The sequence below is a fragment of the Myxococcus sp. MH1 genome, from assembly GCF_059738865.1.
The window spans coordinates 10,244,292-10,269,675 of sequence record NZ_AP026947.1; the positions used below are offsets into that span (position 1 = coordinate 10,244,292).

The 25,384-nt window shown below is 72.0% G+C and carries 23 protein-coding genes; 9 read left to right on the plus strand and 14 right to left on the minus strand.

Going from position 1 to position 25,384, the window contains the following annotated elements; genetic code table 11:
* Nucleotides 1-33: 33 nt before the first annotated feature.
* Together AC6JA9_RS40590 and AC6JA9_RS40595 are read left to right on the plus strand one after the other, a co-directional pair.
* A complete protein-coding gene (locus AC6JA9_RS40590; protein WP_141330564.1) occupies nt 34-1,578 on the plus strand; it encodes an AMP-binding protein in 1,545 nt (514 codons plus the stop codon).
* A 163-nt stretch (nt 1,579-1,741) separates the two neighbouring features.
* A complete protein-coding gene (locus AC6JA9_RS40595; protein WP_141330562.1) occupies nt 1,742-2,137 on the plus strand; it encodes a response regulator in 396 nt (131 codons plus the stop codon).
* 21 nt (nt 2,138-2,158) lie between these two features.
* Here the strand turns inward: AC6JA9_RS40595 and orn are convergent, their stop codons facing one another.
* The 3 genes from orn to AC6JA9_RS40610 form a co-directional block, all read right to left on the minus strand.
* Nucleotides 2,159-2,710, minus strand: a complete 552-nt coding sequence (gene orn, locus AC6JA9_RS40600; RefSeq protein ID WP_046716931.1) for an oligoribonuclease — start codon at nt 2,708-2,710, stop codon at nt 2,159-2,161.
* Between the two features lie 119 nt (nt 2,711-2,829).
* Nucleotides 2,830-3,522, minus strand: coding sequence for a dienelactone hydrolase family protein (locus AC6JA9_RS40605; protein ID WP_223783824.1), 693 nt, complete (start codon nt 3,520-3,522; stop codon nt 2,830-2,832).
* 54 nt (nt 3,523-3,576) lie between these two features.
* Nucleotides 3,577-4,263: a phosphoribosyltransferase gene (locus tag AC6JA9_RS40610; protein ID WP_223750407.1), complete on the minus strand. Its 687-nt coding sequence runs from the start codon at nt 4,261-4,263 to the stop codon at nt 3,577-3,579.
* 136 nt (nt 4,264-4,399) lie between these two features.
* Here AC6JA9_RS40610 and AC6JA9_RS40615 point away from each other — a divergent pair, with 136 nt between their 5' ends.
* Together AC6JA9_RS40615 and AC6JA9_RS40620 are read left to right on the plus strand one after the other, a co-directional pair.
* Nucleotides 4,400-5,305 (plus strand): ribose-phosphate diphosphokinase, encoded by a 906-nt coding sequence (locus tag AC6JA9_RS40615; protein ID WP_223750408.1) that lies wholly within the window; start codon nt 4,400-4,402, stop codon nt 5,303-5,305.
* 89 nt (nt 5,306-5,394) lie between these two features.
* The gene (locus tag AC6JA9_RS40620; protein ID WP_223750409.1) at nt 5,395-6,147 is read left to right on the plus strand and encodes an enoyl-CoA hydratase; all 753 of its coding nucleotides are present in this window, start codon (nt 5,395-5,397) and stop codon (nt 6,145-6,147) included.
* A 56-nt stretch (nt 6,148-6,203) separates the two neighbouring features.
* On the opposite strand, the gene AC6JA9_RS40625 is transcribed toward AC6JA9_RS40620, so the two are convergent.
* Nucleotides 6,204-8,954: a M1 family metallopeptidase gene (locus AC6JA9_RS40625; RefSeq protein WP_497958752.1), complete on the minus strand. Its 2,751-nt coding sequence runs from the start codon at nt 8,952-8,954 to the stop codon at nt 6,204-6,206.
* A 92-nt stretch (nt 8,955-9,046) separates the two neighbouring features.
* Between AC6JA9_RS40625 and AC6JA9_RS40630 the strand changes: the two genes are divergently transcribed.
* Nucleotides 9,047-10,042 carry a lysophospholipid acyltransferase family protein gene (locus tag AC6JA9_RS40630; RefSeq protein WP_223750411.1) on the plus strand — a complete coding sequence of 332 codons (996 nt, stop codon included), beginning with the start codon at nt 9,047-9,049 and terminating at the stop codon, nt 10,040-10,042.
* Nucleotides 10,043-10,152: 110 nt separating this feature from the next.
* Here the strand turns inward: AC6JA9_RS40630 and alr are convergent, their stop codons facing one another.
* Nucleotides 10,153-11,364 (minus strand): alanine racemase, encoded by a 1,212-nt coding sequence (gene alr, locus AC6JA9_RS40635; protein ID WP_223783822.1) that lies wholly within the window; start codon nt 11,362-11,364, stop codon nt 10,153-10,155.
* A 214-nt stretch (nt 11,365-11,578) separates the two neighbouring features.
* Here alr and AC6JA9_RS40640 point away from each other — a divergent pair, with 214 nt between their 5' ends.
* Together AC6JA9_RS40640 and AC6JA9_RS40645 are read left to right on the plus strand one after the other, a co-directional pair.
* The gene (locus AC6JA9_RS40640) at nt 11,579-12,475 is read left to right on the plus strand and encodes a transcriptional regulator (RefSeq protein WP_228557365.1); all 897 of its coding nucleotides are present in this window, start codon (nt 11,579-11,581) and stop codon (nt 12,473-12,475) included.
* A 3-nt stretch (nt 12,476-12,478) separates the two neighbouring features.
* Nucleotides 12,479-13,147, plus strand: a complete 669-nt coding sequence (locus tag AC6JA9_RS40645) for a metallophosphoesterase (RefSeq protein ID WP_141332676.1) — start codon at nt 12,479-12,481, stop codon at nt 13,145-13,147.
* 15 nt (nt 13,148-13,162) lie between these two features.
* Here the strand turns inward: AC6JA9_RS40645 and AC6JA9_RS40650 are convergent, their stop codons facing one another.
* From AC6JA9_RS40650 to AC6JA9_RS40675, 6 genes are all read right to left on the minus strand, one after another.
* Entirely contained in the window at nt 13,163-13,903 is a 741-nt protein-coding gene (locus tag AC6JA9_RS40650; RefSeq protein WP_267698905.1) for an SDR family oxidoreductase, read from the minus strand.
* A 102-nt stretch (nt 13,904-14,005) separates the two neighbouring features.
* Complete coding sequence (locus tag AC6JA9_RS40655) at nt 14,006-15,235, minus strand: hypothetical protein (protein ID WP_497958753.1); 1,230 nt, start codon at nt 15,233-15,235, stop codon at nt 14,006-14,008.
* Nucleotides 15,236-15,390: 155 nt separating this feature from the next.
* Nucleotides 15,391-16,998 carry an LVIVD repeat-containing protein gene (locus tag AC6JA9_RS40660; RefSeq protein ID WP_497958754.1) on the minus strand — a complete coding sequence of 536 codons (1,608 nt, stop codon included), beginning with the start codon at nt 16,996-16,998 and terminating at the stop codon, nt 15,391-15,393.
* Nucleotides 16,999-17,102: 104 nt separating this feature from the next.
* Nucleotides 17,103-17,735 (minus strand): CHRD domain-containing protein, encoded by a 633-nt coding sequence (locus AC6JA9_RS40665; protein ID WP_497958755.1) that lies wholly within the window; start codon nt 17,733-17,735, stop codon nt 17,103-17,105.
* Nucleotides 17,736-17,833: 98 nt separating this feature from the next.
* Nucleotides 17,834-18,715, minus strand: coding sequence for a LysR family transcriptional regulator (locus tag AC6JA9_RS40670; protein ID WP_223783820.1), 882 nt, complete (start codon nt 18,713-18,715; stop codon nt 17,834-17,836).
* A gap of 102 nt (nt 18,716-18,817) precedes the next feature.
* The gene (locus AC6JA9_RS40675; protein WP_497958756.1) at nt 18,818-19,723 is read right to left on the minus strand and encodes a hypothetical protein; all 906 of its coding nucleotides are present in this window, start codon (nt 19,721-19,723) and stop codon (nt 18,818-18,820) included.
* On the opposite strand from AC6JA9_RS40675, the gene AC6JA9_RS40680 reads away from it, so the two are divergent.
* Nucleotides 19,722-20,780: an SMP-30/gluconolactonase/LRE family protein gene (locus AC6JA9_RS40680; protein ID WP_497958757.1), complete on the plus strand. Its 1,059-nt coding sequence runs from the start codon at nt 19,722-19,724 to the stop codon at nt 20,778-20,780. The two genes, AC6JA9_RS40675 and AC6JA9_RS40680, sit on opposite strands and share 2 nt — an antisense overlap.
* A gap of 121 nt (nt 20,781-20,901) precedes the next feature.
* Nucleotides 20,902-21,561 (plus strand): hypothetical protein, encoded by a 660-nt coding sequence (locus AC6JA9_RS40685; protein WP_223750421.1) that lies wholly within the window; start codon nt 20,902-20,904, stop codon nt 21,559-21,561.
* A 7-nt stretch (nt 21,562-21,568) separates the two neighbouring features.
* On the opposite strand, the gene AC6JA9_RS40690 is transcribed toward AC6JA9_RS40685, so the two are convergent.
* The 3 genes from AC6JA9_RS40690 to AC6JA9_RS40700 form a co-directional block, all read right to left on the minus strand.
* The gene (locus tag AC6JA9_RS40690; protein ID WP_497958758.1) at nt 21,569-23,203 is read right to left on the minus strand and encodes an ankyrin repeat domain-containing protein; all 1,635 of its coding nucleotides are present in this window, start codon (nt 23,201-23,203) and stop codon (nt 21,569-21,571) included.
* 105 nt (nt 23,204-23,308) lie between these two features.
* Entirely contained in the window at nt 23,309-23,896 is a 588-nt protein-coding gene (locus AC6JA9_RS40695) for a superoxide dismutase (RefSeq protein WP_141330132.1), read from the minus strand.
* A gap of 191 nt (nt 23,897-24,087) precedes the next feature.
* Nucleotides 24,088-25,377, minus strand: a complete 1,290-nt coding sequence (locus AC6JA9_RS40700; protein ID WP_267698897.1) for a universal stress protein — start codon at nt 25,375-25,377, stop codon at nt 24,088-24,090.
* Nucleotides 25,378-25,384: the final 7 nt, after the last annotated feature.

Consider the following 25,384-nt stretch of genomic DNA (forward strand, 5'->3'; position numbering starts at 1 on the left):
CAGACGAAGCCACGGCAGTAGGCTGCGGTGCGAATGACTTCGTCCCTGCTCGAGGCCTTCCTGGACCACGCCCACGGCGCGCCAGCACGGCCGCTGCTCACGTTCGAGCGTGAGTCGACCTCCTACGGAGAGCTGGCCGCGCGCGTCGCGGCGCTCGCCCGGGGACTTCGCCAGCGCGGCCTGCAACCGGGCGAGCGCGTGGCGCTCTTCCTGGAGAACAGCCCGAGCTTCATCGTCGCCTACCTGGGCGTGCAGTACGCGGGGGGCGTGGTGGTGCTGGTGAACACGGCGTATCGCCAGGTGGAGCTGGCCCACATCCTGGCGGACGCGGAGGTGCACACGTGTGTCACCGGCGCGGCGGGCGTGGCGGAGCTGGCGCCGCTGCGCGAGCAGCTGCCCACGCTGCAGTGGCTGGTGACGGTGGAGGCGCCCACGGTGACGCCGCCCGCGTCGCTGGAGGTCATCGACTTCGACACGCTCGTCACCGAGGGGAGCCAGTCCACGCTGGCGCTGGCGCTGCCGCGGCCCGAGGACCTGGCGGTGCTGGGCTACACGTCCGGCACCACGGGGCGCTCCAAGGGCGCCATGCTGCTGCACAGGAACCTGCTGGCCAACGTCAAGGCCGTCACCGAGGCGTGGCGGTGGACGGCGGCGGACCGGCTGCTGCACACCCTGCCGTTGTTCCACACGCACGGCTTGATGGTGGGCCTGCACGGCACGCTGTACACGGGCGCGAGCCTGGAGCTGCACCGGCGCTTCGTGGCCACCGACGCGCTGGCGACGTTGCGCGATGACACGTCGCTGACGATGTTCTTTGGTGTGCCCACCATGTATGGACGATTGCTGGAGGAGTCGCGACGCACGGGCGTGAAGCCCCGGGAGCTGAGGCTCTGGGTCTCCGGCTCGGCGCCCCTGAGCCCCCAGCTGTTCCATGACATCGAGCACGACTTCGGCGCGCGCATCCTCGAGCGCTACGGCATGACGGAAACCATCATGAACACCACCAACCCGTACGACGGCGAGCGCCGCCCCGGCACGGTGGGCTTCCCCTTCCCCGGCCAGGAGGCCCGCGTGGTGGACGTGCGCACCCGCCGCCCGCTGCCCCAGGGCGAGACGGGGGAAATCGAGGTCCGCGGCCCCCACGTCTTCGCCGGCTACTGGCGGCGTCCGGACGCGACGAGCGAGTCGTTCGACTCGGAGGGGTGGTTCCACACCGGGGACCTGGGCGAGCTCGACGCGGACGGCTACCTGCGCATCACCGGGCGGGCGCGCGAGCTCATCATCTGTGGGGGCTTCAACGTGTACCCGCGCGAGGTGGAGGAGGTGCTCGCCACCCACCCGGGCGTGGCCGAGGTGGCGGTGCTGGGCCTGCCGGACGCGGACTACGGCGAGCAGGTGGTCGCCGTGGTGGTGCCCCCGCCGGGCGTGCACGCCCCGGAGGCCCAGGCGCTGGTGGAGTGGTGCAAGGACCGGCTGGCCAGCTTCAAGAAGCCCCGCCGCGTCGTCTTCATGGACTCCCTGCCGCGAAACGCGCTGGGCAAGGTGCAGAAACACCTGCTGCGAGCGCGCCTGCGGTGAGCCACCTCGAGCGCAATATTCCGAACACACCTCACGCAAATGCGTGGCTTGCGCCGGACTTTCCCCTAGCTTTGCGCCCAGGGGCGCGAGGGTGGAATGACGTCTGGCGAGATGCGGCCCATGAGCGCGCCGAGGGCGCCTGGCGAAGGGAGGAAGGGCTTCGATGAAGCGGCTGCTCATCGTCGATGACGAGCTGGCCATCGTCGAGGCGCTCCAGGACATCCTCTCCGTGGAGGGCTACGGCATCCTCACCGCCTTCAACGGCGCGGAGGGGCTCCAGCGGATGGCGGACATCAAGCCGGACCTGGTGCTGCTGGATCTGATGATGCCGGTGATGGACGGGCGGGAGATGCTGCGCCGCATGCGCGACGACCCCGCCCTGAAGTCCATCCCCGTCGTCGTCATGAGCGCCGGGCGCATCTCCGACGAGGAGCGGCGCTCCAGCGCGAGGTTCCTGGCCAAGCCCTTCGAGCTGGACCTGCTGCTGGACACCATCAGCGAGCTCTTGGGCGGCCCCAACGGGCCCGTGCCCGGGAGCGGCGAGGGCTCCCAGGGCTGAGGCCCTCGAGCGTGACGCCGCTCAGCCCGGCGTCGCGCGGAAGAGCGTGTCCCGGTAGTACTGGAGCTCGTTGATGCTCGAGCGCAGGTCCGCGAGCGCGGTGTGCCCGGAGGGCGGCTTGCGCGGCTCGACGAGGTTCGGGTACCAGGCGCGCGTGAGGACCTTGAGGCTCGTGACGTCCACCATGCGGTAGTGCAGGTAGCGCTCGAGCAGGGGCATGTACTGGAACAGGAAGCGGCGGTCGGTGTGGATGGAGTTGCCGGCCAGCACGCCCTCGCCCAGCGGGCAGTGCTCGGCCACCAGCGCCGTCACCTCGCGCTCGGCCACGCGCAGCGAGGTGCTGGAGGCGCGCACCTTCTCCAGGAGGCCGTTGCGCGTGTGCATCTCGCGCACGACGGGCTCCATGCGCAGGAGCACCTCCTCCGGCTGCCAGATGACCCGCTCGATTTCCGCGAGCGGGCGCAGGTCGGGGCCGGTGATGATGACGCCAATCTCGATGATGGCGCAGGACTCGGGGTCCAACCCGGTCATCTCCAGGTCCAACCAGACGAAGCGTGGTTCACGCGAGGGCATGCACCTGCCTATAGCAGCCCGCGCGTCCGGGCGGTGCGCCAAAGCTTGGCTCCGGCGCGAGCCCCCGACGGTCCACGGCCCGTCCGCGCGCCTTCGCACCGCGAGTCCCCAGGACGACCTCACTCGCGCGCGGCGAACCCGGGGGCGTCCAGGTGGCGGGAGAACCAGTCGGCCGCGCGGCGCGCCACGTCCCCCAGCGCGCCGGGCTCCTCGAACAGGTGCGTGGCGCCGGGGATGACGACCAGGGACTTGGCGCAGAGCAGCTCGTCGAACGCCTCCTGGTTCAGCTCGAGCACGTCCACGTCCAGGCTCCCCACCAGAAGGAGCGTGGGCGCGCGCACCCGCCCGAGCGCGGGCCCGGCCAGCTCGGGCCTGCCGCCGCGCGACACCACCGCCTGGACGTCCCCGGGATGCAGCGCCGCCGCCAGCAGCGCCGCCGCCGCGCCCGTGCTGGAGCCGAAGTAGCCCAGGCCCAGCCCCGCGAGCTCCGGCCGCGCCCGCGCCCAGCGCGTCACCGCGATGAGCCGCCGCGCGAGGAACGGGATGTCGAAGCGCAGCTCGCCGGTGCCCAGGTCCATCGCCTCCTCGTCCTCGGTGAGCAGGTCGAACAGCAGCGTGCCCAGCCCCGCCTCGCGCAGGCCGCGCGCGACGGCGACGTTGCGCGGGCTGAACCGGCTGCTGCCGCTGCCGTGCGCGAAGACCACCAGCCCGCGCGCGCCGGGCGGAACCCCCAGGCTGCCTCCCAGCTCCGCGTGGCCGGAGCGGACCCTCACCTCGCGAACGTCCACGTCCAGGCTGACCTCGGTCGTCATCGCGGCGGACCTCTTGGATTGCGGGGGACTCCAGAACGCGTCACGGCTCACGACTCACATCCAGGAGCCGCCCGGGTCCGCGGACTCCAGCACCGAGCGCGAGCGCCACGGCGGCTGGCGCGAGCGCTCCACCAGGCTCTGCAGCTCCACGTCCGGGAACGCGCGGAAGTCGTCGTACGCCTCGGCCACGGTGCGCAGGCCCGGCTCCGTCTCCACGCACGACACCTGGTCCGCCTCCGCGCGCACCACCTCCAGCCCTCGCGGCGACGCCACGGGCGTGGCCATCACCAGGCGCGCCGGGTGCAACTGTCGCAAGGCGACGAGCGCGGCGGCGGCCGTGGCGCCCGTCAGCACGCCGTCATCCACCAGGATGACCGTGCAGCCGCCCAGCTCCGGTTGGGCCCGCCCGCGCAGGCGCCGCACCTGCGCCTCCACCTCGGCCGCCTCGTCGGACACCAGGGCGTCGACCTCCGCGCGGGGCATGGGCATAAGGCGCAGGGAATCCGAGAGCAGGAACCGGGCGCCGTTCTCGGAGACCGCGCCCAGCGTCATCACCCGGCCGGGGATGCTCAGTCGCCGCGAGACCCAGATGTCCAGGGGGACCTCCAACGCGCGGGCCACCTCGTACGCCACCCGGACGCCGCCCCGGGCCAGCCCCAACACGCGCACGTTGGAGCCCCGGTAGGGCAAGAGCGTGGCCGCCAGCCTGCGTCCGGCATCGGCCCTGTCGCGAAAGCGCATGCGTCATCCTCCTTGCTCCCAAGGAAAAGCACGGCCCGGCCTGCTTGCGCCGGAGGGGCGACCCACGGCCCGCCTGGAGGCATGTGCCCGGGGCGGACGGCGGGGGCCCGCGCTCCGGGGCACCGGGCGCGCTAGGGTGCGGCCCATGGACCCCCTCCTCCTCACCGGCACCGCCAGTCCGCACCTCGGGCGGGAGCTCGCCCTGGCCCTGGGCGTGCCCCTCGCCGACTGTCACTTCGAGCGCTTCCCGGATGGGGAGATGCACCTGGAGGTGCCCGCCTCGGTGCGGGGCCGCACGGTGGTGCTGGTGCAGTCGCTGACGCCGCCCGCGGGGGAGCACCTGCTGGAGCTGCTCCTGATGGCGGACGCGTGCTGGCGGGCCGGCGCGGCGCGGCTGGAAGCGGTGGTGCCCTACCTGGGCTACGCGCGACAGGACCGGCGCGCCCGGCCCGGCGAGCCCCTGGGTGGCCGGCTGGTGGCGGACATGCTGTCCCAGGGCCGCTTCGCGCGGGTGCTGGTGGTGGACCTGCACAGCCCCGCGCTGGAGGGGTGCTTCGACTCGCCCCTGGAGCACCTCACCGCGCTGCCGCTGCTCGCGGACGCGCTCTTGCCCAGGGTGAGCGACACGTCCGTGGTGGTGGCGCCGGACCTGGGCGCGGTGAAGCGCGCGGAGGCGCTGGCGCGGCTGCTCGGGCGCCCCTGGGCGGTGATTCACAAGGTGCGGCTGAGCGGGGACCAGGTGCACGCCAGCGGCCTCATGGGCGAGGTGCGGGGCAAGCGCCCCATCCTGGTCGACGACATGGTGTCCACCGGCGGCACGCTGGTGGCGGCCGCGGGCACGCTGCGCGACGCGGGCTGCGCGGACGACCTCACGGTGGTGACGACGCACGCGCTGCTCGTGGGCCCGGCGGTGGAGCGCCTGCGCACGCTGCCCCTGGGGCAGCTGGTCTCCACCGACAGCGTGGAGCCGCGCTCGGGGCTGCCCATCGAGCACAGGGTGGTGACGCTCGCGCCGCTGGTGGCCCGCGCGCTGCGGCCCTGAGCCGCTTCGCGTAGGGAGACGGAGCACACGCGGGGTGGGCCGCAAGTTCCGCCCGCGCCCCGGCGCGAGTCGGTCTAGGCTCCGGCGCCATGTCCGACACGTTGCTGACGAAGCGGGAAGCGGGGGTCCTCACCCTCACCTTCAACCGACCCGAGAAGAAGAACGCCTTCACGCATGCGATGTACGAGGCGGCCACCGCCGCGCTCCAGCAGGCGGCGACGGACGACGAGGTCCGCGTGGTGCTGCTCATCGGCGCCGGCACCGTCTTCACCGCGGGCAACGACATCGGCGACTTCATGGAGCACCCGCCCGCGGGCGAGGACAGCGCCGTGTTCCTCTTCCTCAAGGCGCTGGTGGACGCGCCCAAGCCCGTGCTCGCGGCGGTGGACGGCCCGGCGGTGGGCATCGGCACCACCATGCTGCTGCACTGTGACTACGTCATCGCCACCGAGCGCGCGCGCTTCCACATGCCCTTCGTGCAGCTGGGCCTGTGCGCCGAGGGCGCCAGCAGCCTGCTGTTGCCGCGCATGGCCGGCTACGCGCTGGCCAGCGAGCTGCTCCTGTTCGGCGAGCCCTTCGACGCGGCCACCGCGCTGCGCGCCGGCATCATCAACAAGGTCGTCCCCGACGCGAGCCTCCACGAGGTCGCCACCGAGCGCGCCCGCACCCTGGCCTCCCGCCCCGCCGAGGCCGTGCGCGTGACGAAGGAGCTGATTCGCGGCCCGCTGCGCGAGCAGACCCACGCCACGCTCGCGCGCGAGGGCGCGAAGTTCATCGAGCGCCTGGGCTCCACGGAGGCCCAGGAGGCCTTCATGGCGTTCATGTCGCGCGGCCGGAAGTAGCCCGCGGACCGCCCGGAGAGCCACGAAGGCCCTCCGGGCTTTGCGCGACACCCGCTTCAGCGCGTCTTCTGCAGCTTCGGCTGGGGGTGGGTGACGCGGCCGTCGAGGAACGACTCGACGCTCTGGGCCTGCGCGGCCTTCAGCGCCACGCACTGGTCCACCGACTCCAGCACCTGCGCCAGCGTGCGAGGCCCCCCCGGGGCCTTCTCGGCGCGCGGCGTGAAGAACTCCGCCAGCGCCTTGCGCTGCTCCTCACCGCAGAACGCGCGGCCCACGAAGGACATCCGCCCCGCCGCGTCCTGCGGCAGGAGCGCGTCCGGCGAGTCGCCCACGAGCTTGTCGTAGTTCTTCGTCACGAAGTCGAACGCCACGCCCTGCGTCTTCACGTGCTGCGAGGCCGCGAACGCCATCCACACCGTCTCGCGCGGGTCCATCCCCTTCTCGAAGACGAGCCCCAGGTTCTGCTTCACCAGCTCCGGGTCGACGAAGCCGCTCAGCGCCAGAATCATGTCCCCGCGCCGCGAGCGGTCCTTCTCCGAGCGCACCGCCGTCAGCAGCTTCTGCTGGAAGGCCGCGTCCCCGTGCGCCGAGGCGATGGAGAGCACCGCGTCCACCATCTCCGGGTCCACCGCCGCGGGGTTGACGAGCCACTTGTCCGCGAGCCCCTTCGCCTCCGCCACCAGCTTCGGGTCCGCGCCGTCGCGGCCCGCGAGCCGGATGACGCGGGGACGCAACAGCCGCGTGTCCTCGCTCTCGCCCTTGCGCGGCGTGAAGCCGAGCTCCCGGGCCCGGGGGCCGTACGTCTCGCGCAGGAAGCGCGCCCGGTCCGCATGCCGGCTCTCCGGCAGCAGCCGCGTGCTCACCAGGTCCAGCATCTCCATGGTGCTCTCGACGATGACCCGGTCCGGGTCGTGCGCCGAGCGCTCCGCCAGGGCCAGCGCCTCCGAGGCCGGCAGCGCCCCGGCCAGCGCCAGCGCCCGCACGTCGCCCAAGAGCGCCACCCGCTCCGCGCGCGACAGCCTCGCCATGCCCGCCTTCGTCAGCTTCTTCGCCGCCTCGCCCGCCAGCTGGATGCGGAAGAACCCCGCGCCCTCCGCGTTGGGGAACACCCAGGCCGGGCACGTCTTCGCCTCCGTCAGGGCCACCTCGGCGCGCTCGCCCTCCAGCACCGTGCACGCCTTCGCGTCCTTGTTGCCCACCGCGTACTTCACGCACACGGGCACCTTCCACGTCTGCGGCTGGGGCGCCTTCGAGCCCAGGCGCAGGTAGCGCTGCTGGGTGAGCACCACCTTGGGCTGGCCCGCGCCACACTCGAGCGTCGCCGTCACCAGCGGCGCGCCGCCCTGGTCCAGGAACGTGCTCAAGACGCCCGTCACGTCCTGCCCGGCCTCCGCCGACAGCGCGTCCAGGAAGTCCTTCGCCGTGGCGTTGGCGTGCGCGTGCTTCTTCATGTAGCGCTGGATGCCCTTGCGGAACACCTCGCGCCCCAGCCACTCCTCCGTCATGGTCAGCACCGCGGAGCCCTTGCCGTAGGTGATGCCGTCGAAGGCGTTGTGGATGTCATTGGCGCTGTCGATGGGCTGGCGGATGCGGCGCGCGGACAAGAGGCTGTCGGCGTCCAGCGAGCGGCTGCGGTCCTGCACGCGCTCCACCGGCGCGTCCCACGTCGGCTGCCAGGACTCGACGATGCGCGGCGTCACCCAGGACGCGAAGGACTCGTTGAGCCACAGGTCGTCCCACCACGCCAGGGTGACGAGGTTGCCGAACCACTGGTGCCCCAGCTCGTGCACCTGCGTCTCCGAGAAGGCGCGCTGGCGGCCGATGGAGTCCTCCTCCGGCTTGGACAGCATGAGCTGCGAGTTGAACGTCACCAGGCCCGGGTGCTCCATGGCGCCGCCGAGCAGCGGCACCGCGATGACGTCCAGCTTCTCGTACGCGTAGGGGATGCCGAAGTACGCCTCCAGCGCGGCGAGGATTTCGGGCGTCACCTTGGCGGCGTACGTGCCCTCCACGGTGCGGCCGCGCGGGGTGATGATGCGCGTCTTCACCTTCTTCTGTCCGGAGTCGGCCGCCTCCAGGAAGTCGAACGGGCCCACGCCGAAGGCGATGAGGTAGCTGGGCAACGGCTGCGTGCGGCCGAAGCGGTAGGTGCGGCCGCCGTCGGGGCGGGCCTCCTCTGCCAGCTGCGGCGTGTTGGTGACGGCCACGTTGCCCGCGGGCACGTGGAAGGTGAACTGCCAGGGCACCTTGAACTCGGGCTCGTCGAAGCAGGGGAAGACGCGGCGCGCGTCGATGGGCTCGAACTGGGTGAAGACATACCAGTCACCGCCCTCGTTCACGCGGAAGGCGCCATCCGTCTCCTTCTCGGAGGCGATACCCTCGTAGACGACGCGCAGCTTCGCGGTGCCCAGCGTCAGCGGCTCCTTCACGGAGAAGCCCAGGAAGTCTCCCGCCTCGCTCCGGTGCACGGTCGCCTCGCGCGGCGTGCCTCCTTGCGTCAGCGTGGCCTGCTTCACGGTGAGGTTCTTGCCGTGCAGCCACACGACGGTGGTGGGCTTCGACACGTCGAGGCCGATTTCCGCGACGCCCTGGAAGGCGGAGGCCTTCGGGTCCAGGGTGAGCTCCACGGCGTAGCCCTTGGGACGCACGTCCTTGGGCAGGCGCAGCGTGGGCGGCGTGGGGGCCGCGGTGGAGGGAGCCGCGGCGGTGGTCGCCACGGGCTCGGTGGCCGGCGGGGTCTGCCGGGCACCGCATGCGGACAACAGGGCAACGGTGGCCAGCGCCACCGGACGGAGCAGGTTGGGCATGGCGCGCAGTGTGTCTTATGCCGAGCAGCCAGGGTAGCGCCGAGCGCGAGTGTGTCCTTGCCGGAAACTTCACTTCGGGGTGGAGTGCCCGCGTGTCCGCCTCCGCTCCCATTTCCGACCAGGTCGTCCCGGTAACGAACGCCCAGAAGCAGCCCGCGGAGCATCTGCGCCGCATCATCGGCACGCCGCCCGGCGCGCTGGTGAAGCTCCTGACGCGGCCCGTCTTCGCCTTCATCACCTGGCTGTCGCCCCAGTCGCGCGACGCACTCGCCCGCTTCGTGGGCAATCTGGCGTACACGCTGGGCATCCGTCGCCGCGTGGTGATGGACAACCTGGCGCGCGGGCTGCCGGAGAAGAGCGACGCGGAGCGGCGCGACATCGCGCGGGGCGCGTACATCAACATGTCGCGCGTGGTGTTGGAGTCGATTCCCGGTGGGGACCGGCTGCCCGCCGACTGGGGCGAGCAGGGGGTCGTGGGCCAGGAGGCCTGGGACGCGCTGCGGGCCCGGGTGGCCACGGGCCAGGGCGCGCTGCTGGTGACGGCGCACTTCGGAAACTGGGAGCTGCTCGGCGACATGCTGATTCGCTGGGGCGTGGGCATCGACGCGCTGGTGCGTCCGCTCAAGGGCGCGCTCAACACGCGCATCGCGGAGAACCGGCTGGGCTGCGGCGCGGGGCTCATCTATCCGCGCGGCGCCATCCAGGAGATTTCGGAGGCGGTGGAGCGCGGCGAGTCGCCCTACATGCTGCTGGACCAGGCGCTGCCGGCGAAGGCCGCGGTGTTCGTGCCGTTCTTCGGTCGGCTCGCGTCCACCACGCCCGCGTGCGCGGTGGCCGCGCAGCGCACGGGCGCGCCGGTGTTCGTGGTGATGGGCGTGCGCAGCGGCAAGGGCGCGCGCTTCCGGCTGGAGGTGGAGGGCCCCATCCCGGCGCCCGCGCCCGGTGAGTGCGCGGACCCGGTGACGGAGCACACCGCGCGCATCACCGCCGCGCTGGAGCGCTGCATCCGCAAGTACCCCGACCAGTGGATGTGGCTGCACCGCCGCTGGAAGGTGCAGCCGCCCGCGGCGACGGACGCGAAGCGCTGAGGCGCGCGCGCCCGGCTGCCCCCCATCGCGCGGCCGCGTGATGCCGCCGCGCGACCACCCGGGCGGCGTCCGGCGCCCGCTGGGATGGACGCGAAGCGCTGACCGGGGCCCTACTCCACCACCACGCGGCGCAGGTGCGCGCCCAGGCGCGTGACGACCTCGTAGTGGATGGTCTGCGCCCAGCCCGCGAGCGCCTCGGCGGTGATGGACTCCTCGCCGTCGCGCCCCAGCAGCGTCGCCGTCACGGGGCGCTCGTCCGGCGTCGCCCGCGTCACGTCCACGATGAGGTGGTTCATCATCACGCGCCCCAGCACCGCGCACCGCCGCCCGTTCACCAGCACGTGCGCCTTGCCCGACGCCAGCCTCGGGTAGCCGTCGTAGTACCCCACCGGCAATACAGCGATGCGCGTGGGCTCCGACGTCCGGTACGTGCAGCCATAGCCCACGTACGCATTCGCCGGCAGCCACTTCACCACCTGACTCCCGCACCGCCACGACAACACCGGCCGCAAGGACGGCACCTCGCCCAGCACCAGCCGCGCCGACAGCCGCGTCTCCGCCGACGGCCACAGCCCGTACAACGAAATCCCCACCCGCCGCGCCTCGTAGCGCGCCCGGGGCAGCACCAGCGTCGCGGCGCTCGCGGCGATGTGCCGCTGCAACACCCGCCCGGTCCCCAGCTGCGCCGACAGCAGCCCCAGCCCCGTCTCGAACGCGTCCACCTGCGCCAGCGCGTACCCCTGCTCCGTCACGTCCTCCGTGTTGGCGAAGTGGCTCAGCCCGCCCACCACCTCCAGCACGTCGCGCGCGTCCACGAGGAACCGCGTCTCCCCGGGCAGCTGCTCCAACGTGAAGCCCTCGCGCCCCAGGCCCGTGTCGATGTGGACATGGACCCGCAGCGGCCGAGCCAGCCTGGCCGCGCGCAGCACCGGCACCGCGGCCTCCCAACCACGGTCGGCCACCACCACCTCCACGCCCTCCCGCGCCAGCACCACCGCCTCCTCCGGCGCCACCGCCCCCAGCACCACCACCTGCCGGGGAGCAAGGCCCTGGGCCCGCTCGTGCTCCCGCACCCGCAGCGCGTCCTGCGGCGCGATGAAGTACAGGATGTCCACCCGCCCATGGACCACCGGCAGCACCTGCGACAGCCCGTGTCCGTAGGCGTTGCCCTTGAGCACCACTCCCAGTGCCCCCGAGGGCCCCTTGCCCCCCTCCAGCGCCCGGAACACCTCCACGTTGTGCCTCAGCGCACCCGCGCTCAGCTCCAACCACGAGGTATGAGCCGCGTCCCCAGGCCCGCCACCAATGGACTCCACGTGCACCTCCGCGACGTCGACTCCCGTCCCATACCAGCAATGGCCGGGCCAGGGAGCGCGCGGTCCAGGGGCCGCGGGCGCCCGTTTCCGGGACAGGCGAGCCCCTTGTCACACAAGGCACCCAGGCGTCCCACTCCCGTCACGAGACGGGGCAAACAAGCGTTCACTTCGGAAATGGTCGAATCTGGATTACGGGAGGGGGGTGCTATCGTCCCACGGCGTGTCCTCCCCGGACGTTTCCCTGGCCCAGGCCTTCATCGCGGCGCGAGGTGTCCCCTGCGCGCCGGAGTCGCTGCCCCCGCTTCAGGCGTTGCTCGCGCGCGTGTTGGGTACGGCGCGCGCGGCGTGGCCCGGGGTGGAACTGGACGGCGCGCGCTTCGTCGTCCACCTGGCGCGGCTGCTCCCCGCGCAGGCCCCCTCCGAGGACGTGGAGAAGTTCCACCTCCCGGACGTCTACCTGGCGCGCGCGGCGGCGGACCAGCTCCCCTCCGCGTTGAGTGCCTTCGAGGCGAGCTTCATGCCCGAGGTGAACGCCGCCGTGGCGCGGCTGAAGCTGCCGCCCTCGGGGCTCGACGAGGTCCGCCAGCTTTTGCGCCAGCGCATGCTGGTGGGCAGCCAGGATGCCCCCGCCCGGCTGGCGGCCTACCCCGGCACGGGTCCCTTGAGCGGCTGGGTGCGCGCCGCGGCGCTGTGGCTCGCGCTCGACTGGCAGCGCCAGCGCGGCGGACACCCCCAGGCGGATGATGGGGATTTGTCGCTGCTCGTCGCGCCCGGGGACGACCCGGAGCTCGTCTACTTGAAGAACACGTACCGCGCGGAGTTCAGCGCGTCGTTCACCACCGCGCTCGGCACGCTGGAGGCGCGTCAGCGCAACTTCCTGCGCATGAAGTACCTGGACGGGCTGAGCATCGACCAGCTGGGCGCGCTGTACGGCGTGCACCGCTCCACGGCGGCGCGCTGGGTGGTGGCCGCGCAGGAGTCGCTCCTCCAGGAGACGCGGCGCCTGCTCACCGAGAAGCTGCGGCTGACCGGCTCGCAGCTCGACAGCGTGCTGCGCCTCATCTCCAGCCAGCTCGACGTCAACCTGAGCCGCCTCTTGCGCTCGAAGGTGGAGTGAGCGATGCGCACGCTCTTCATCGGCGACGTGCACGGCTGCGCGCGGGAGCTGGACGCGCTGCTGACCGCGTGCGGCTGGTGCCCCGACGACCGCGTGGTGCTGGTGGGGGACCTGGTCGCGAAGGGGCCGGACTCGGCGGGTGTGGTGCGGCGGGCGCGCGAGCTGGGGATGCTCGCGGTGCGCGGCAACCACGACGCGCACGTGCTGCGCTGGCACTCGGGCCGCGGGCCCGAGGGAAAGAAGCTGGGCAAGGAGCACCGCCAGGTGCTCGACACGCTGTGCGCCGAGGACTGGGCGTACCTGGAGGCGCAGCCGCTGTATCGCCGCTTCCCGGAGCTGAACGTGCTCGCGGTGCACGGCGGGCTGGTGCCGGGAGTTCCCCTGGAGGCGCAGCGCGCGGACGAGCTGCTCAACCTGCGCAGCATCGCCCCGGACGGGACGCCGTCGAAGCGGGTGGACGGCGGCGTGCCCTGGGCCAGCTGCTGGAAGGGGCCGGAGCTGGTCATCTTCGGCCACGACGCCATGCGCGGCGTGCAGCAACATCCGCACGCCGTGGGGCTCGACTCGGGCTGCGTGTACGGCGGGCGGCTCACCGCGTACGTGATGCCGGAGGGCCGGCTCGTGTCCGTGCCGGCCCAGCGCGCCTATGTCGACGTGCACGGCTCGCCGTGACACGGGCGCCCGGCGTCAGATGATGCCGCCGTTGGCGCGCAGCACCTGCCCGTTGACCCACGCGCCGTCGGGGCCCGCGAGGAAGGAGACCACCGACGCGATGTCCACGGGCTGCCCCAGCCGCTCCAGCGGGGCCAGCTTCGCCAGCCGGTCCACGACCTCCTGGGGCTTGCCGTCGAGGAACAGGTCCGTGGCGGTGGGGCCGGGGGCCACGGCGTTGACGGTGATGTCGCGGCCGCGCAGCTCCTTGGCCAGCACGCTCGTCATCGCCTCCACGCCCGCCTTGGTGGCCGCGTAGACGGCGTACGTGGGCTGCAGCAGGCCCACCACGCTGGAGGAGAAGTTGATGATGCGCCCGCCCTTGCGCAGCCGGCGCGCGGCCTCGCGCAGGGTGTTGAAGGTGCCCTGGAGGTTGACGGCGACGAGCCGCTCGAAGGCGGCGTCCTCCATGTCCGCCACGGGCGACAGCGTCATGATGCCCGCGTTGTTGACCAGCACGTCCACGCCGCCGAAGGCCTTCTCGGCCGCGTCGAACATGCCGCGCACCTGGGCGCTCTTGCTGATGTCCGCCTTCACGGCCAGGGCCTTGCCGCCGGCCTGCTCGACGTCACGCACGAGCGCCTCCGCGGGCCCCGCGGAGCTCGAGTAGTTCACGATGACGCTGAAGCCGTCCCGCGCGAGCCGCTCCGCGACCGCCGCGCCGATGCCCCGCGATGCCCCGGTGACGAGGGCGACCTTCGAACCCTGGATGCTCATGTGATTCCTCCCGGCCGGACTTCCGTGACGAAAGCCGGGAGGAACCATGTCTTTCGCTCGGCGGGAAGCAGGGAGTGACGCGGGGTCCGCCGTCACTGTCCGCTAGAAGTCGCGGGCCTGCTTGCGCAGCTCCGCGGCGAGCCGCCCCTCCATCTCCTCGCGAATCTCCTCGCCGTAGGCATCGCTCTCGTAGAGCAGCGTCAGCAGGCGGTCTCGCGCCACCTGGTAGCCCAGGAGCCGGACCGCCGTCTCCGGGGCCTTCCAGCGGGCGACGACCACGTACCCGTTCCGGGACGCGCGAATCTCCGGCTCCGGAGAAGAGGGTTCCTCCTGGGTGTCGTCGTACGCGTCAGGCCGGTCGTCATCGTCCACCTGGGCCTCCACGAGCGGCGGCGGCGCCTCGTCCATCGCGTCCTGCTCGACCGCCACGAGCGGCGGCACGTCCATCTGCGCCTCGCCCTCCCGAGCCCCTTCGCGCGATGAGGCCATCGCATCGTCCGCAGGAACTCCGCTCGCCTGGGCCCGCGCGGGTGCCTCGCTCCCCGCCTGTCCTCCCGTCGCCTGCGCCCGCGCGGGTGCCGCGCTCCCTGCGCGTCCTCCCGTCGACTGAGCCTGAGCGGGTGCCGCGCTCCCTGCGCGTCCTCCCGTCGACTGCTCCTGCGCGGGTGTCGCGATCTCCGCCTGTCCTCCCGTCGACTGCGCCTGAGCGGATGCCTCGCTCCCCGCCCGCCCTTCCATCGCCTGCGCCTCCACGGGAGGCGCCACGGTCACCCTCCCCGACTCCTCCACGAGCGGCGGCGAGGACATCGCCTCCGCCGGTGCTTCGCTCGTCCCGAACGCGGAATCTCGCCGCGCGGGCGCCCACTCAGCCGCGGGCGGCGACGTCTTGGTGAGCAGCCACGCCAGGTCGATGGACTCGCGGTACTTCAACACACGTCGCGACGAGCCTCGCTTCCGGGGCCGCCCGTACTTCGCGTTCAGCACCTCCACCATCTGCTGGTGCTCGTCCCGCAGGACCTCCGGGGTCGCGAAGCGCACGAACACCGAGCCCAGCTTGTCTCCCGCGAAGAGGAAGAACACCCGGGCCGGACGCTCCCCGAGCGTCGTCGACACCACCAGGTCCTCGCGCGCCGTCACCAGCGCCTCGGGGTACAGCGCCCGCACCTGCGCGCGCGACATGCCCCACTGCGTGGCCTGGAAGCCCTCGCCGCCATACTTGCCCGCATGGTCGGCCCGAATCGCCGCCCGGCGCTCGTGCACCGTCGGCCCGTGGTGACGCGAACCACAGCCGCCCGCGAGCAGCAACACCACCATCCACCCGTAACGCTTCATCGAGCCCATCTCTCCGGCTCCCGACTTCGAATGACCCGGCACCCCGCGCGAGCGTAGGCCAGGAGGCCCGCGCGAGACCATGCCAGTCATCCCGGAGGAGGACCCCACCGCCGGAGGCGGACACGAGGCCCACCTCCGGCGCGGCGTCACGTCCGCTACTCCACCTCCTCGAAGATGAGCAGGCCCCGCGAGGTGTCGATGACATACACGTGGCCGTCATCCGGGATGCGCACGCCGATGGCGCCGTCGAAGAACATCAACCCCCGCGCCCGGTCCGTCGCCCGCCAGGTGTTGTAGTAGGCGACCTCCTTCATCTCCGAGGGCCGCGACACGTCCAGCACCCGCACGCCGTGCTGGTAATGGCTCAGGTAGAGCCGATTCCCCTTCAGCTCCATGTTGTGCACGGAGACGCCCGGGGTGAGCCGGTACTCGCCGACGAGGATGGGGTCCTTCGGGTCCGTCATGTCGATGGCCCGCACGTGCCCTCCCCAGTCCTCGCCGCCCTCGAAGACGATGAGGCGGTTGTTCACGTAGTGCCAGCGGTTCGTGTGGCTGGTGGAGCGCGGATAGACATACTCCCCCACCTTCACCACGTTCGCCGGGTCGCTCACGTCGAGAATCAGCAGGCCCGCGCGCCAGTGATTCACGAACAGCCGGTTGCCCCACGCCGTGGCGTCATGCGGGAAGGAGGCCACGCTGGGATTGACGCTCGGGTCCGCGTAGCGACCGAGCAGCACCGGCTCCCGCGCGTTCTTCACGTCGAAGATGAGCGTCACCGGCGCCGGCGAGATGGACATCGCATACAGCCGGTCCATCGCCACGAAAACGGTGTGCACGTTGACCGCACCTCCGCCCGGCAGCGCGCTCACCAGCACCGGGTCCGCCGGGTCCGAGATGTCGAACACCAGCAGCCCCCGCGCCGCGCTGGCGACATACAGCGCGTCGTCCTTGGCCCACACGCCGTTCCAGTAGCTGTCCCCCGGGAAGAACACGTTCTTCACCAGCCGGGGCGCCTTGCGGTCCGCCAGGTCGAACACGTAGAGCCCGCCGGGCCCCTTGAACGCATCCTCCAGCGACACCACGTAGGCGTGGCCCTTGGTGACGAAGACGTCGGCCACCGTGCCCTGGGGCACCACGCCCTCACCCACCAGCTCCAGCTTGGAGCCCTCCGCCTCGCCCTCGCGCCGGCGGACCTTCTCCAGCTCGAAGGTGCCCTGGAACGCCGGCGTGCCATCCAGGCAGTTCACGAAGCAGCCCGTCAGCCGCGTCGAGCCCTCCGCCTTGCACCCCACCATCGACGTCCGGTACGCCCGCCCATCCGGGAGCGTGCCGCCGCGCGAGGCGAAGAAGGTGCTCTCATCCAGGCGCGACTCCGGGAAGGGCACGCCATCCTGGAACACGCGCCCGTCCTCCAGGATGCGCACCGCTCCGGTGCCCTGGCTGTTGTCGTTCGTCAGGATGTCATTGCCAATGACATGCAGGGTAAAGATGCCCGCGCCCCGCACCGCCCCCAGGCTGTCGCGCGAGCAGGCCGACAGGTCGAAGGACTCCAGCGTTCCGCACGCGGCGCTCGTACTCCCGGCGGGGAGCACCGGGCAGGCGGCGAGCGGCTCGGTGGACCAGTCCCCGTGGTCCTCCAGTCTGTGGGAGGGCCCCTGCTCCACGGGCACCTTCACCACGTCATCCAGCTCGCGGGAACACGCGCTCCCCATCCCAGCGCAGAGCAGGACCCAGAGCACGCCACCTTTCCACCGGTTCGTCATGAAGCTCCTCGTTCATGTGTTCCGGCCCCTGGACTCCCAACGTCCGGGGTCCCTCCCGCATATCGAACGAAAAGCCAGACGATTGCGCCGGCGGCGCGGAACCTTCAGGGCTGCGCGGCGTAGAGCTGCCCGCGCATCTCCCCGTAATAGGTATGCGCCTTGGTGTGCAGGTTGAAGTAGAGCACGCCCTTGCGCGCCAGGGACTCCAGGCTGGCCAGCGTCCGCGTCTGGGCGAGGAACCCGAGCTCCGCGGGGCAGCTCTCCGGCAGCCCGGGCTTGATGCCCTTCATCTCCTTGATGAAGGTGACGTTGGCGTTGGTGAGCTCCACGGACCAGCGCCCGTTGGCGAGCGTCTTCGACAGGTTGCCCAGCTCCCCGAAGTCCACCACCACCGGCCCGAGCACCCCGGGCGCCCCGCAGTGGATGTGGAACATGAGGATGTCCGCGGGGTTGACGCCCGTCATCTCCACCTCCACGTAGGCCCGGGTCAAATCCTTGCTGAAGCGCAGCACGCCGTGCCCGCGGGACTTGCGCGCCTCGCGCGGCGTGGAAGGCGCGGTGGCCCCCAGGCTCTTCTCCAACAGCTTGGGCACCTCCGACTCCTCGCCCGGCTCCTGCGCGGGGCTGAGGAACGCCTCGTAGACGGTGAAGGTGCTCGCCCCGAGCGCGGGGTCCTTGGCGTGGGCCGAGGACACGAGGACACAGGTCGACACGAGCGACATCAGCAACGGACGCATGGCGGGCTCCAGGGCGGGGATGAGACGCTCCTGGCGTAGCGTGGATGCGAGGGCCCGCGGATGGCCGAAGATGGCCACCCGATGGCCGCCCCGCCCCATCACAGCGGCTCGAGGAACTGGCGGATGTGCGTGAGCACCTGGCGCACCTTGGGAATCTCGCTCAGGGCCTCCGGCACGCTCAGCCTCAAGGGGCGCACCCGGCCCACCACGTCCGGGAGCACCGCCACCAGCGCGTCCCCTCCCGCCGGGTCCGGCAGCTCCACGCTGGGAATCAGGCCGATGCCCTGCCCCGCCAGACAACACACGCGGACGAAGTGGATGTCGGTGGAGATGAGCGCGGGCGCCACCGGGAACGGGGCCCCCGTGAGCGTGGGCCACACGCTCGCGTCGTCACCGGGCGCCTGCCAGCAGAACAGCTCGTGCGCCTTCAGGTCCTCCACGGAGGCGGGCACGCCACGCTGGCGCAGGTAGGTCTCGCTGGCCCACAGCCCCTCGCGCACGCGCAGCACCACCTGCGACAGCCACGGCCCGCGGGGCAGCGCGTCGCCGAAGTGCGCCGCCAGGTCCACGTCCTCCAGCGACTCCGACAAAGGGTGCTCGCTGAAGCGCGCGTGCACGCGCAGCTGGGGATAGGTGGTCCGCAGCAGGCCGAAGAGCGGCGCGAGCAGGTGCGGCGGCATCCCCACCGGCAGCACCACCCGCAGGGTGCCGGAGGGCGTGTGCCCCACCTCGCGCAGCGACGCCACCAGCGCGCTCGTCTCCTGCATCATCAAGCGGCCCCGGCGCGCGAGCAGGGCCCCCGCCTCCGTCAGGATGATGCCCGTCCGGGTGCTCGTGAGCAGCGGCACGCCCGCGCGGGCCTCCAGCGCCTCCACGCGCCTGCGCAGCGTGGTGCGCGACACCGCCAGCACCTCCGCCGCCTCCAGGTACGAGCCCGTCTCCGCCACGCCCACGAAGGCTCGCAACTCTTCCAGGTCCATGCCGTCCTCGCTCCGGTGGAGGCCACCGCGCGCATCTTCCCTGAAGCCCGCCCGCCCGCGCGAGCCCGCCCTCCGCGCCCGGAAGCGTCCGGCACGCGCGGCTCAGTACACGCGGCCCCCGTGGACCGGGCCCGCGCGCAGGTACTCGACGCCCTCGAGCACGAGTCGCCCCGTCGACGGCTCCACGTGGCCCACGCGCTGCCGCGTCATCCAGGACCGGTCCACCTTGACCAGGCTCCAGCCGTCGCAGTCCACCGGGGATGACCCGACGAAGCGCCCCAGGTCCAACGTGAGCTCCCCCGCGGACGTCACGGGGAACTCGACCTCCCGGGCCCCCTGTGAGGGGACCGCCACGGTCTCGAAGCGCGCGCCCGCCAGGTACTCACAGGCGGTGCGCGGGGGGCCTGTCAGCGCCGCGGCCTGGCGCGCCTCATGCGGCGAGCGCCGCTCGGACATCTCGTCGATGGGCCCCTCGGGCCGTGCCCAGGGCAGCACGGCGTCCGCGCCCGAGGGCGCGGTCGGGTGGTCCGGCAGCACCGCCGTCACCTCCACCCTCCGGAACAGCCCTGGCTCGACGCGGACCGAGGTCGCGCGGCCGTCCTCCGCGACCACCGTCACGAACCTCGCGTGGGGGAGCTCCACCCGGAAGACGCCCTCGGTGAACGCCACCCGCCCCTTCATCCGAGGCTCGTTGCCACACAGGCCGCCCGGCAGCGTGAAGGAGACGAAGCCCCGGGCCACGGGCCTGCCGCGCGCGTCGAGCACGCGCCCCCTCACGTCAATCCCATCCTCGAAGGTGCGCATCGGCCCGGAGGGCCCCTCGACCCGCGAGACCGGCAGGTACACCGTCGTCGGCTCCGGCGGGCGGACGTCCCAGAGGGCCCCGCGCGACTGGCTCAGCCACAGCAGGAAGCCCCCCGTCACCAGGACCTGGCGCCAGGGCCCCAGCCGCCTCCACACCGCCGTGGTAGCCTGCGGGATTCCTCCTCCCTGCCTCCCAATCCCCATGAAGAAACTCCTGATGGTCGCGGGCATGCTGTGCGTGCTGCTCGCGGGTTTCGCGCTCAAGACAATGAGAGACGCGGGTCAGTTCCGCTCCATCGCCCCCCACGCCCCCGGCAGGTGCAAGCCGGTGTCGGGCATGCCCGGCGCGGAGGACCTCACCTTCCATCCGAGCGGCGAGTACGCCTACGTGTCCTCGCATGACCGCCGCGCGGCGATGGCGGCCGGCGCCCCCGTCCGGGGCGACATCTACCGCTACTCGCTCGAGGGCGACACGCCGCCGGTGCTGCTGACCGGGAGCTTCCAGGGCACCTTCCAGCCCCACGGCATCAGCCTGTACGTGGACCCCACCGGCGCGCAGACGCTCTTCGTCGTGAACCACCTCCCGGGGCACCGCAACACCATCGAGCGCTTCGAGGTGGGCAGCGACGGCCTGCTCGTCCACCGCGCCACCCGGGAGGGCCCCGAGCTCGTCTCGCCCAACGACGTGGTCGCCGTGGACGCCGAGCGCTTCTACGTGACGAACGACCACGGCAACCCGCCGGGCTTCTGGCAGACCCTGGAGGACTATCTCCAACTGGGCCAGGGCAACGTCCTCTACTTCGACGGCCAGCGCTTCAAGAAGGTCATCGAGGGCACCACGTACGCCAATGGCATCAACCGCTCCCACGACGGGGCCACGGTGTACCTGGCGCAGGCCGTGGGTCGCACGCTCGACAGCTACTCGCGCGACGTGGAGACGGGCGCGTTGACCCTGCGCCACTCGCTCGCGCTGGACACCGGCCCGGACAACATCGAGCTCGACGCCGAGGGCAACCTCTGGGTCGCCGCCCATCCGAAGCTGCTCGACTTCGCCGCCTATGCGGGCGACACCACCGGCAAGGCCCGCGCGCCCGCCCAGGTGCTGCGCCTGTCCGGCACCGACGCGGACATGAAGGTCACCGAGGTCTTCCTCGACGACGGACAGCAGACCTCCGCCACCGCCACCGCCGCCGTCTTCGGCAAGCGGATGCTGCTGGGCCCTGTCTTCGAGAAGGACTTCCTCGACTGCGAGCTGCCCTGAGGCCCACCAGAATCCGACGCGCCCCTTGTCCCCCAGTCCCGGCCGGCTTGTCCTGACTTGAGGGGCTCCCCACCCTCCGTCGTGTCGAGGTAGGGCGAAGTGTCACGAGGGGGATGGCTGCATGGGGAGTCGGCTGGGTTGGCGAGGCATGGTGGGGCTGGGTGGGCTGCTCGCGACGTTCGCGCCCTGGAGCGCGCAGGCCACCGAGCACGCGGGCGAGGACTGGCGCCCCAGCTCCGGGTACTCACTCAAGAAGGACAAGCGGCACCGCCGTCACCACGAAGAGGCCGCCATGGGCGGCTCCGGCATGGCGGCCATGTATCCACGGCTGGGCGGTCACGTGGGCTTCGCGCTGCCGCTGCTCAACATCACCGACGATGACACCACGGTCATCGGCGGGGACTTCTTCTCCCTGGGCCTGACGCCCGGCATCTCGCTGAAGCTCACCGAGCAGTGGACGCTCGACTTCGAGTTCATCGCCTTCAGCCGCTGGGACTTCGAGAAGGACGGCGAGCCGGAGCGGGTGGGCACCAGCTTCGTGGTGGACCCGGGCCTGCTCTACAACTTCGGCGGCTTCACCGCCGGCGTGCGCCTGGCCATGCAGGTGGGCGCGGGCCAGCCGTTCAACCTGGGCGTCGTGCCCATCGTCGTGAAGCCCTTCCCCATCACCGAACACCTCAAGTGGTTCCTCGAGCTGGACCTGCCGCTGTTCTTCACCGGCGCGCCGGGCGACAGCGGCTTCAGCTTCGGGCCGCAAATCCAGACGGGCATCGCCTTCTGAGCGGACCTCACGGCGCGTCGGAGGACGCGGCGTTGTTCCACCGGGGCTCGCCACGCGGGTCCTTGCCCCTGTCCGCGGAGTCGAACAGGAGCAGGTGCTTCTCATGCACCGGCTTGGGAGGCACGGGCGCCAGCACCAGCCCCGCCTGACGCAGGACCCGCGCGAAGGGGGGATGGAGGATGGCGTCGCGCCACCGCGCATCGTGGCGCTCCGCGTCCTCGGCGCTCAGCGTGACACCCGCCGCGAGCAGGGCCTGGAGCAGCTCCAGCTTCGAGGCGTCCGGGCACCTGCGGGCGTCCAGGGCCGACAGATACAGGAACGCGCCCTGGGTGGCCTTGTCCCAGCGAGCCCCATGGCTCAGCACCAGGGGAATCATGCTCGGACGACAGGCCCCCGTCGCCGCGTACAACAGGGCGCCCACCTTCCCCGCCGTGCTGGGATTCGCTTTCGCCTCCAGCAGCAGCCCCACCATCTCCTCGTCCGCGGGAGCGCCCCCCGGGCGGTTCACCGCGGCGCCCAGGGGCATCACGTCCCCCCGGCTCGGCAGGTTCGGGTCGGCGCCCTTCTCGAGCAGCACGTCGACGACCGAGCTGCTCCCCGACTGCACCCCCGCCACGAGCGGCGTGGGCAGCCGAGGCAGCTGGGCATTCGGGTCCACCCCCGCCTCGAGGGAGCGCCGCACCAGGTCCGCATGTCCCAGCCGGGCCAGCTCCGCGAGCGGCGGCCACCGCGCCCCCGCCTCCACGAGGACCTCCACGGTCTGCAGGTCCCGCTGGAGCAACGCCCGGTAGGCGGGCCAGCGCTCGAAGCTGGCTTCGTTGCCCTTCGGCGGAACCCAGCCCGCGCCCACCGCCGCGCGCATCAACAAGGGGCTGCGGTGCTTCAGGGAGAGCTCCGCGGCCCGCTCGAGCACCCGGACCTGCACCTTTCCGCGCAGCTCGCGGCTCAGCGAGAGGGCGCGCGTGGAGTCCCGGCTCCGGAACGCCGACAGGAGGTCCGCCTCCCGCAGACACCCCTCCTCCTCCGTGTTCGCGCCCACGAGCCCCGCCTCCACCGCGGACAGCGCCTGGAAACGGGCGAAGCACCGCGCGGTCCACCCATGGGGCGGCCAGGCCTCCGCGTGCCGGGGCACCCGCAGGGAGGGGTCCGCCCCCGACGAGAGCAACAGCCGGGTGATGGCCACATCCGCCTTCTCGGCCGCCGCCATCAGCGGCGAGAGGTTCCGCGTGGCCTTGGACCTGCCCGGCAGGTTGATGCCACGCCCGGAGGCGATGAGCTCACCCAGGCGGAACCCGTCCGAGCGGAGCACGGCCTCCATCACCGGCTCCTCCGCCACCTCCACGAGCGAGGCCGCCCCGTCAGCCCCTCCCTCGATGCCCTCGGGTCGCTCGCCCGCCGCGCCACAGGGCTCAGGCGCTGCCGTCGTCGCCGCGCAGAACTTCACGCCATCGCAGTAGGCCAAGACGCGGCAGTCGCGCGGATGCTGCCCGCAGCGCTCCACCGGCAAACCCTCGCACCACACGACAGGGGCCCGCGCGGTGGGGCCTCCCTCGCCGGACAACCCGCGTTGCTTCAGGACGAACAGCCCGGCCGCGGCGCCCATCACCAGACAGAGCGCCACGAGCACCAGGGCTTTCGTCACGCCCCGGCTCCGGCGGTGGGACGACCAACGGGGGGCGGCAAGGGCCATGGCTGTCATTCAACCCAATGACAGCCCGCCTTGGATAGCCACCCCCCGGTGGAAAACTCAGCCCTTCTTGAGGAGGTTGTCCGCCACGAAGTCCCAGTTGACCAGGTGCGTGAGGAACGTCTCGATGAACTTGGGCCGCAGGTTGCGGTGGTCGATGTAGTACGCGTGCTCCCACACATCGATGGTCAGCAGCGCCTTCTGGCCGTGCTTCATCGGCAGGTCCGCGTTGCTCGTCTTGGTGACGGCCAGCTTGCCATTGGCCAGCACCAGCCACGCCCAGCCGGAGCCGAACTGCGTGGCGGCCGCGTTGGAGAACTCCTCCTTGAACTTGTCGAAGGAGCCGAAGTCGCGCTCGATGGCCGCCAGCAGCTCGCCCGTGGGCAGCCCGCCGCCCTTGGGCTTCATGCAGTTCCAGAAGAAGGTGTGGTTCCAGACCTGGGCCGCGTTGTTGAACACGCCGCCGTCGCTGCTGAGGATGATCTCCTCCAGGGACTTGGAGGCCTCGGCCTTGCCGTCCAGCAGCTTGTTGAGGTTGTTCACGTACGCCGCGTGGTGCTTGTCGTGGTGGTACTCCAGCGTCTCCTTGCTCATGTGCGGAGCGAGGGCGTCATGGGCGTAGGGAAGAGGGGGCAGCGTGACGGCCATGGTCAGGTCCTTTCCAGGGTAAAGGGACGAGGACACCTACCACCATCCCACCCAGGAAGAGGGCCTGACTCCAATCCATTGGCGTGCCGCCAACCTGCTGGAGCCCCCCGGCCATCCTCGGGTCAACACTTCGACGCGTCGTACGAGGGCCCGCCCTCCGGGTGGGCGGGCCCTACATGGAGCGTCGCCTTTCACACGGTGGGAGGCCGCACCAGCAGGACCGGCCGCGAGGTGCGCGACAGCACCGCCTGCGTCGTCGAGCCGAGCAGCGCGCGCTTGAGCCCCGTGCGCCCGTGGGTCCCCATCACCACCGCGTCCACGCCCAGCCGCTCCGCCGTCTGCACCAGCGCGGTGACGACGTCCTGCGCATCCATGATGACCTCCGCCTGCGCGCGGCGTCCGGTGGCCTCCGCCTCGCGCGGCACCAGCGCCATCAGCCGGCCGCGCTCCGTGTCCACCTGCGAGCCCAGCTCCGCCACGGACACCAGGTAGACCTTGCCCCCGGGAGGCACCAGGCCGAAGGCGTGCGCCACCGCGTGGTTGCCCGTCTCGGAGAAGTCCGTGGCCACCATGACCTCGCGGAACGACGGCAGGGGCGCGTCCACGCCCGGCGCCATCGCCTGCGACGGGATGCAGGCCACCGACACCCGCGCCAGCCTCAGCGCGTTGTGGGACACGCTCCACATGCGCCCCAGCGCCCGGCGGTGGTGCGTGCCCACCACCAGCAGGTCCGCCTGCTCGCGCGCGGCCAGCTCCACCAGGTGGTCCGCGATGCGGCCCAGGGACGGCTCCAGCACCGTGCGCACCTTCACGCCCTGCGTGCCCAGCGGCGTCACCAGGGCTTGCGTCTCCTTGTCCAGCACCGCGCGCAGCTCCGGCGTCACCTCCGCCAGCTCCATGGGCCGCGGCAGGCCCAGCCGCCGGTACTCCTCGTCCGGCCACACCACGCGCGCGCCCACCACGTCCAGCGGGCCCCACACGCCCAGGGCGCGCACCCACTCACGCGCGGCCTCGTACGGCAGCGAGCGGTCCACGCCCAGCACCACCTTGAGCGGCCGCTGGCCCCGCGCCCACGCCTCCATGGCGTTCGCGTCCTGCACGGCGAGCAGCGGCACCTCCAGCGACTGCGCCAGCCGGTCCACCGTCCCGCCGACGCCCAGGAACGGGGCCTCCTTGCTGGGCGAGGCCGCCACCACGAGCGTGGCCAGGCGCTGGCGGGCCACGTCGGCGACCTCGGCGGAGGGCTCGCCGGTGCGCAGCTCCTGCTCCACGCGCGCGCCCTTCTGGGACAGCCGCTTCGCCTCGTCGCCCAGCGCGGCCTCGGCCGCCTGGAGCAGCGAGGGACCGAAGGCCCGCGCGGAGTTGGGGTTGAGCACGTGCACCAGGAACAGCGGCACGTTCGCCTTCCGGGCAAGCTCGGCGGCGACGTCACACGCGCGGCGCGCGGCATCGGAGAAGTTGGTGGCGCAGACGATGGACATGGGGGAC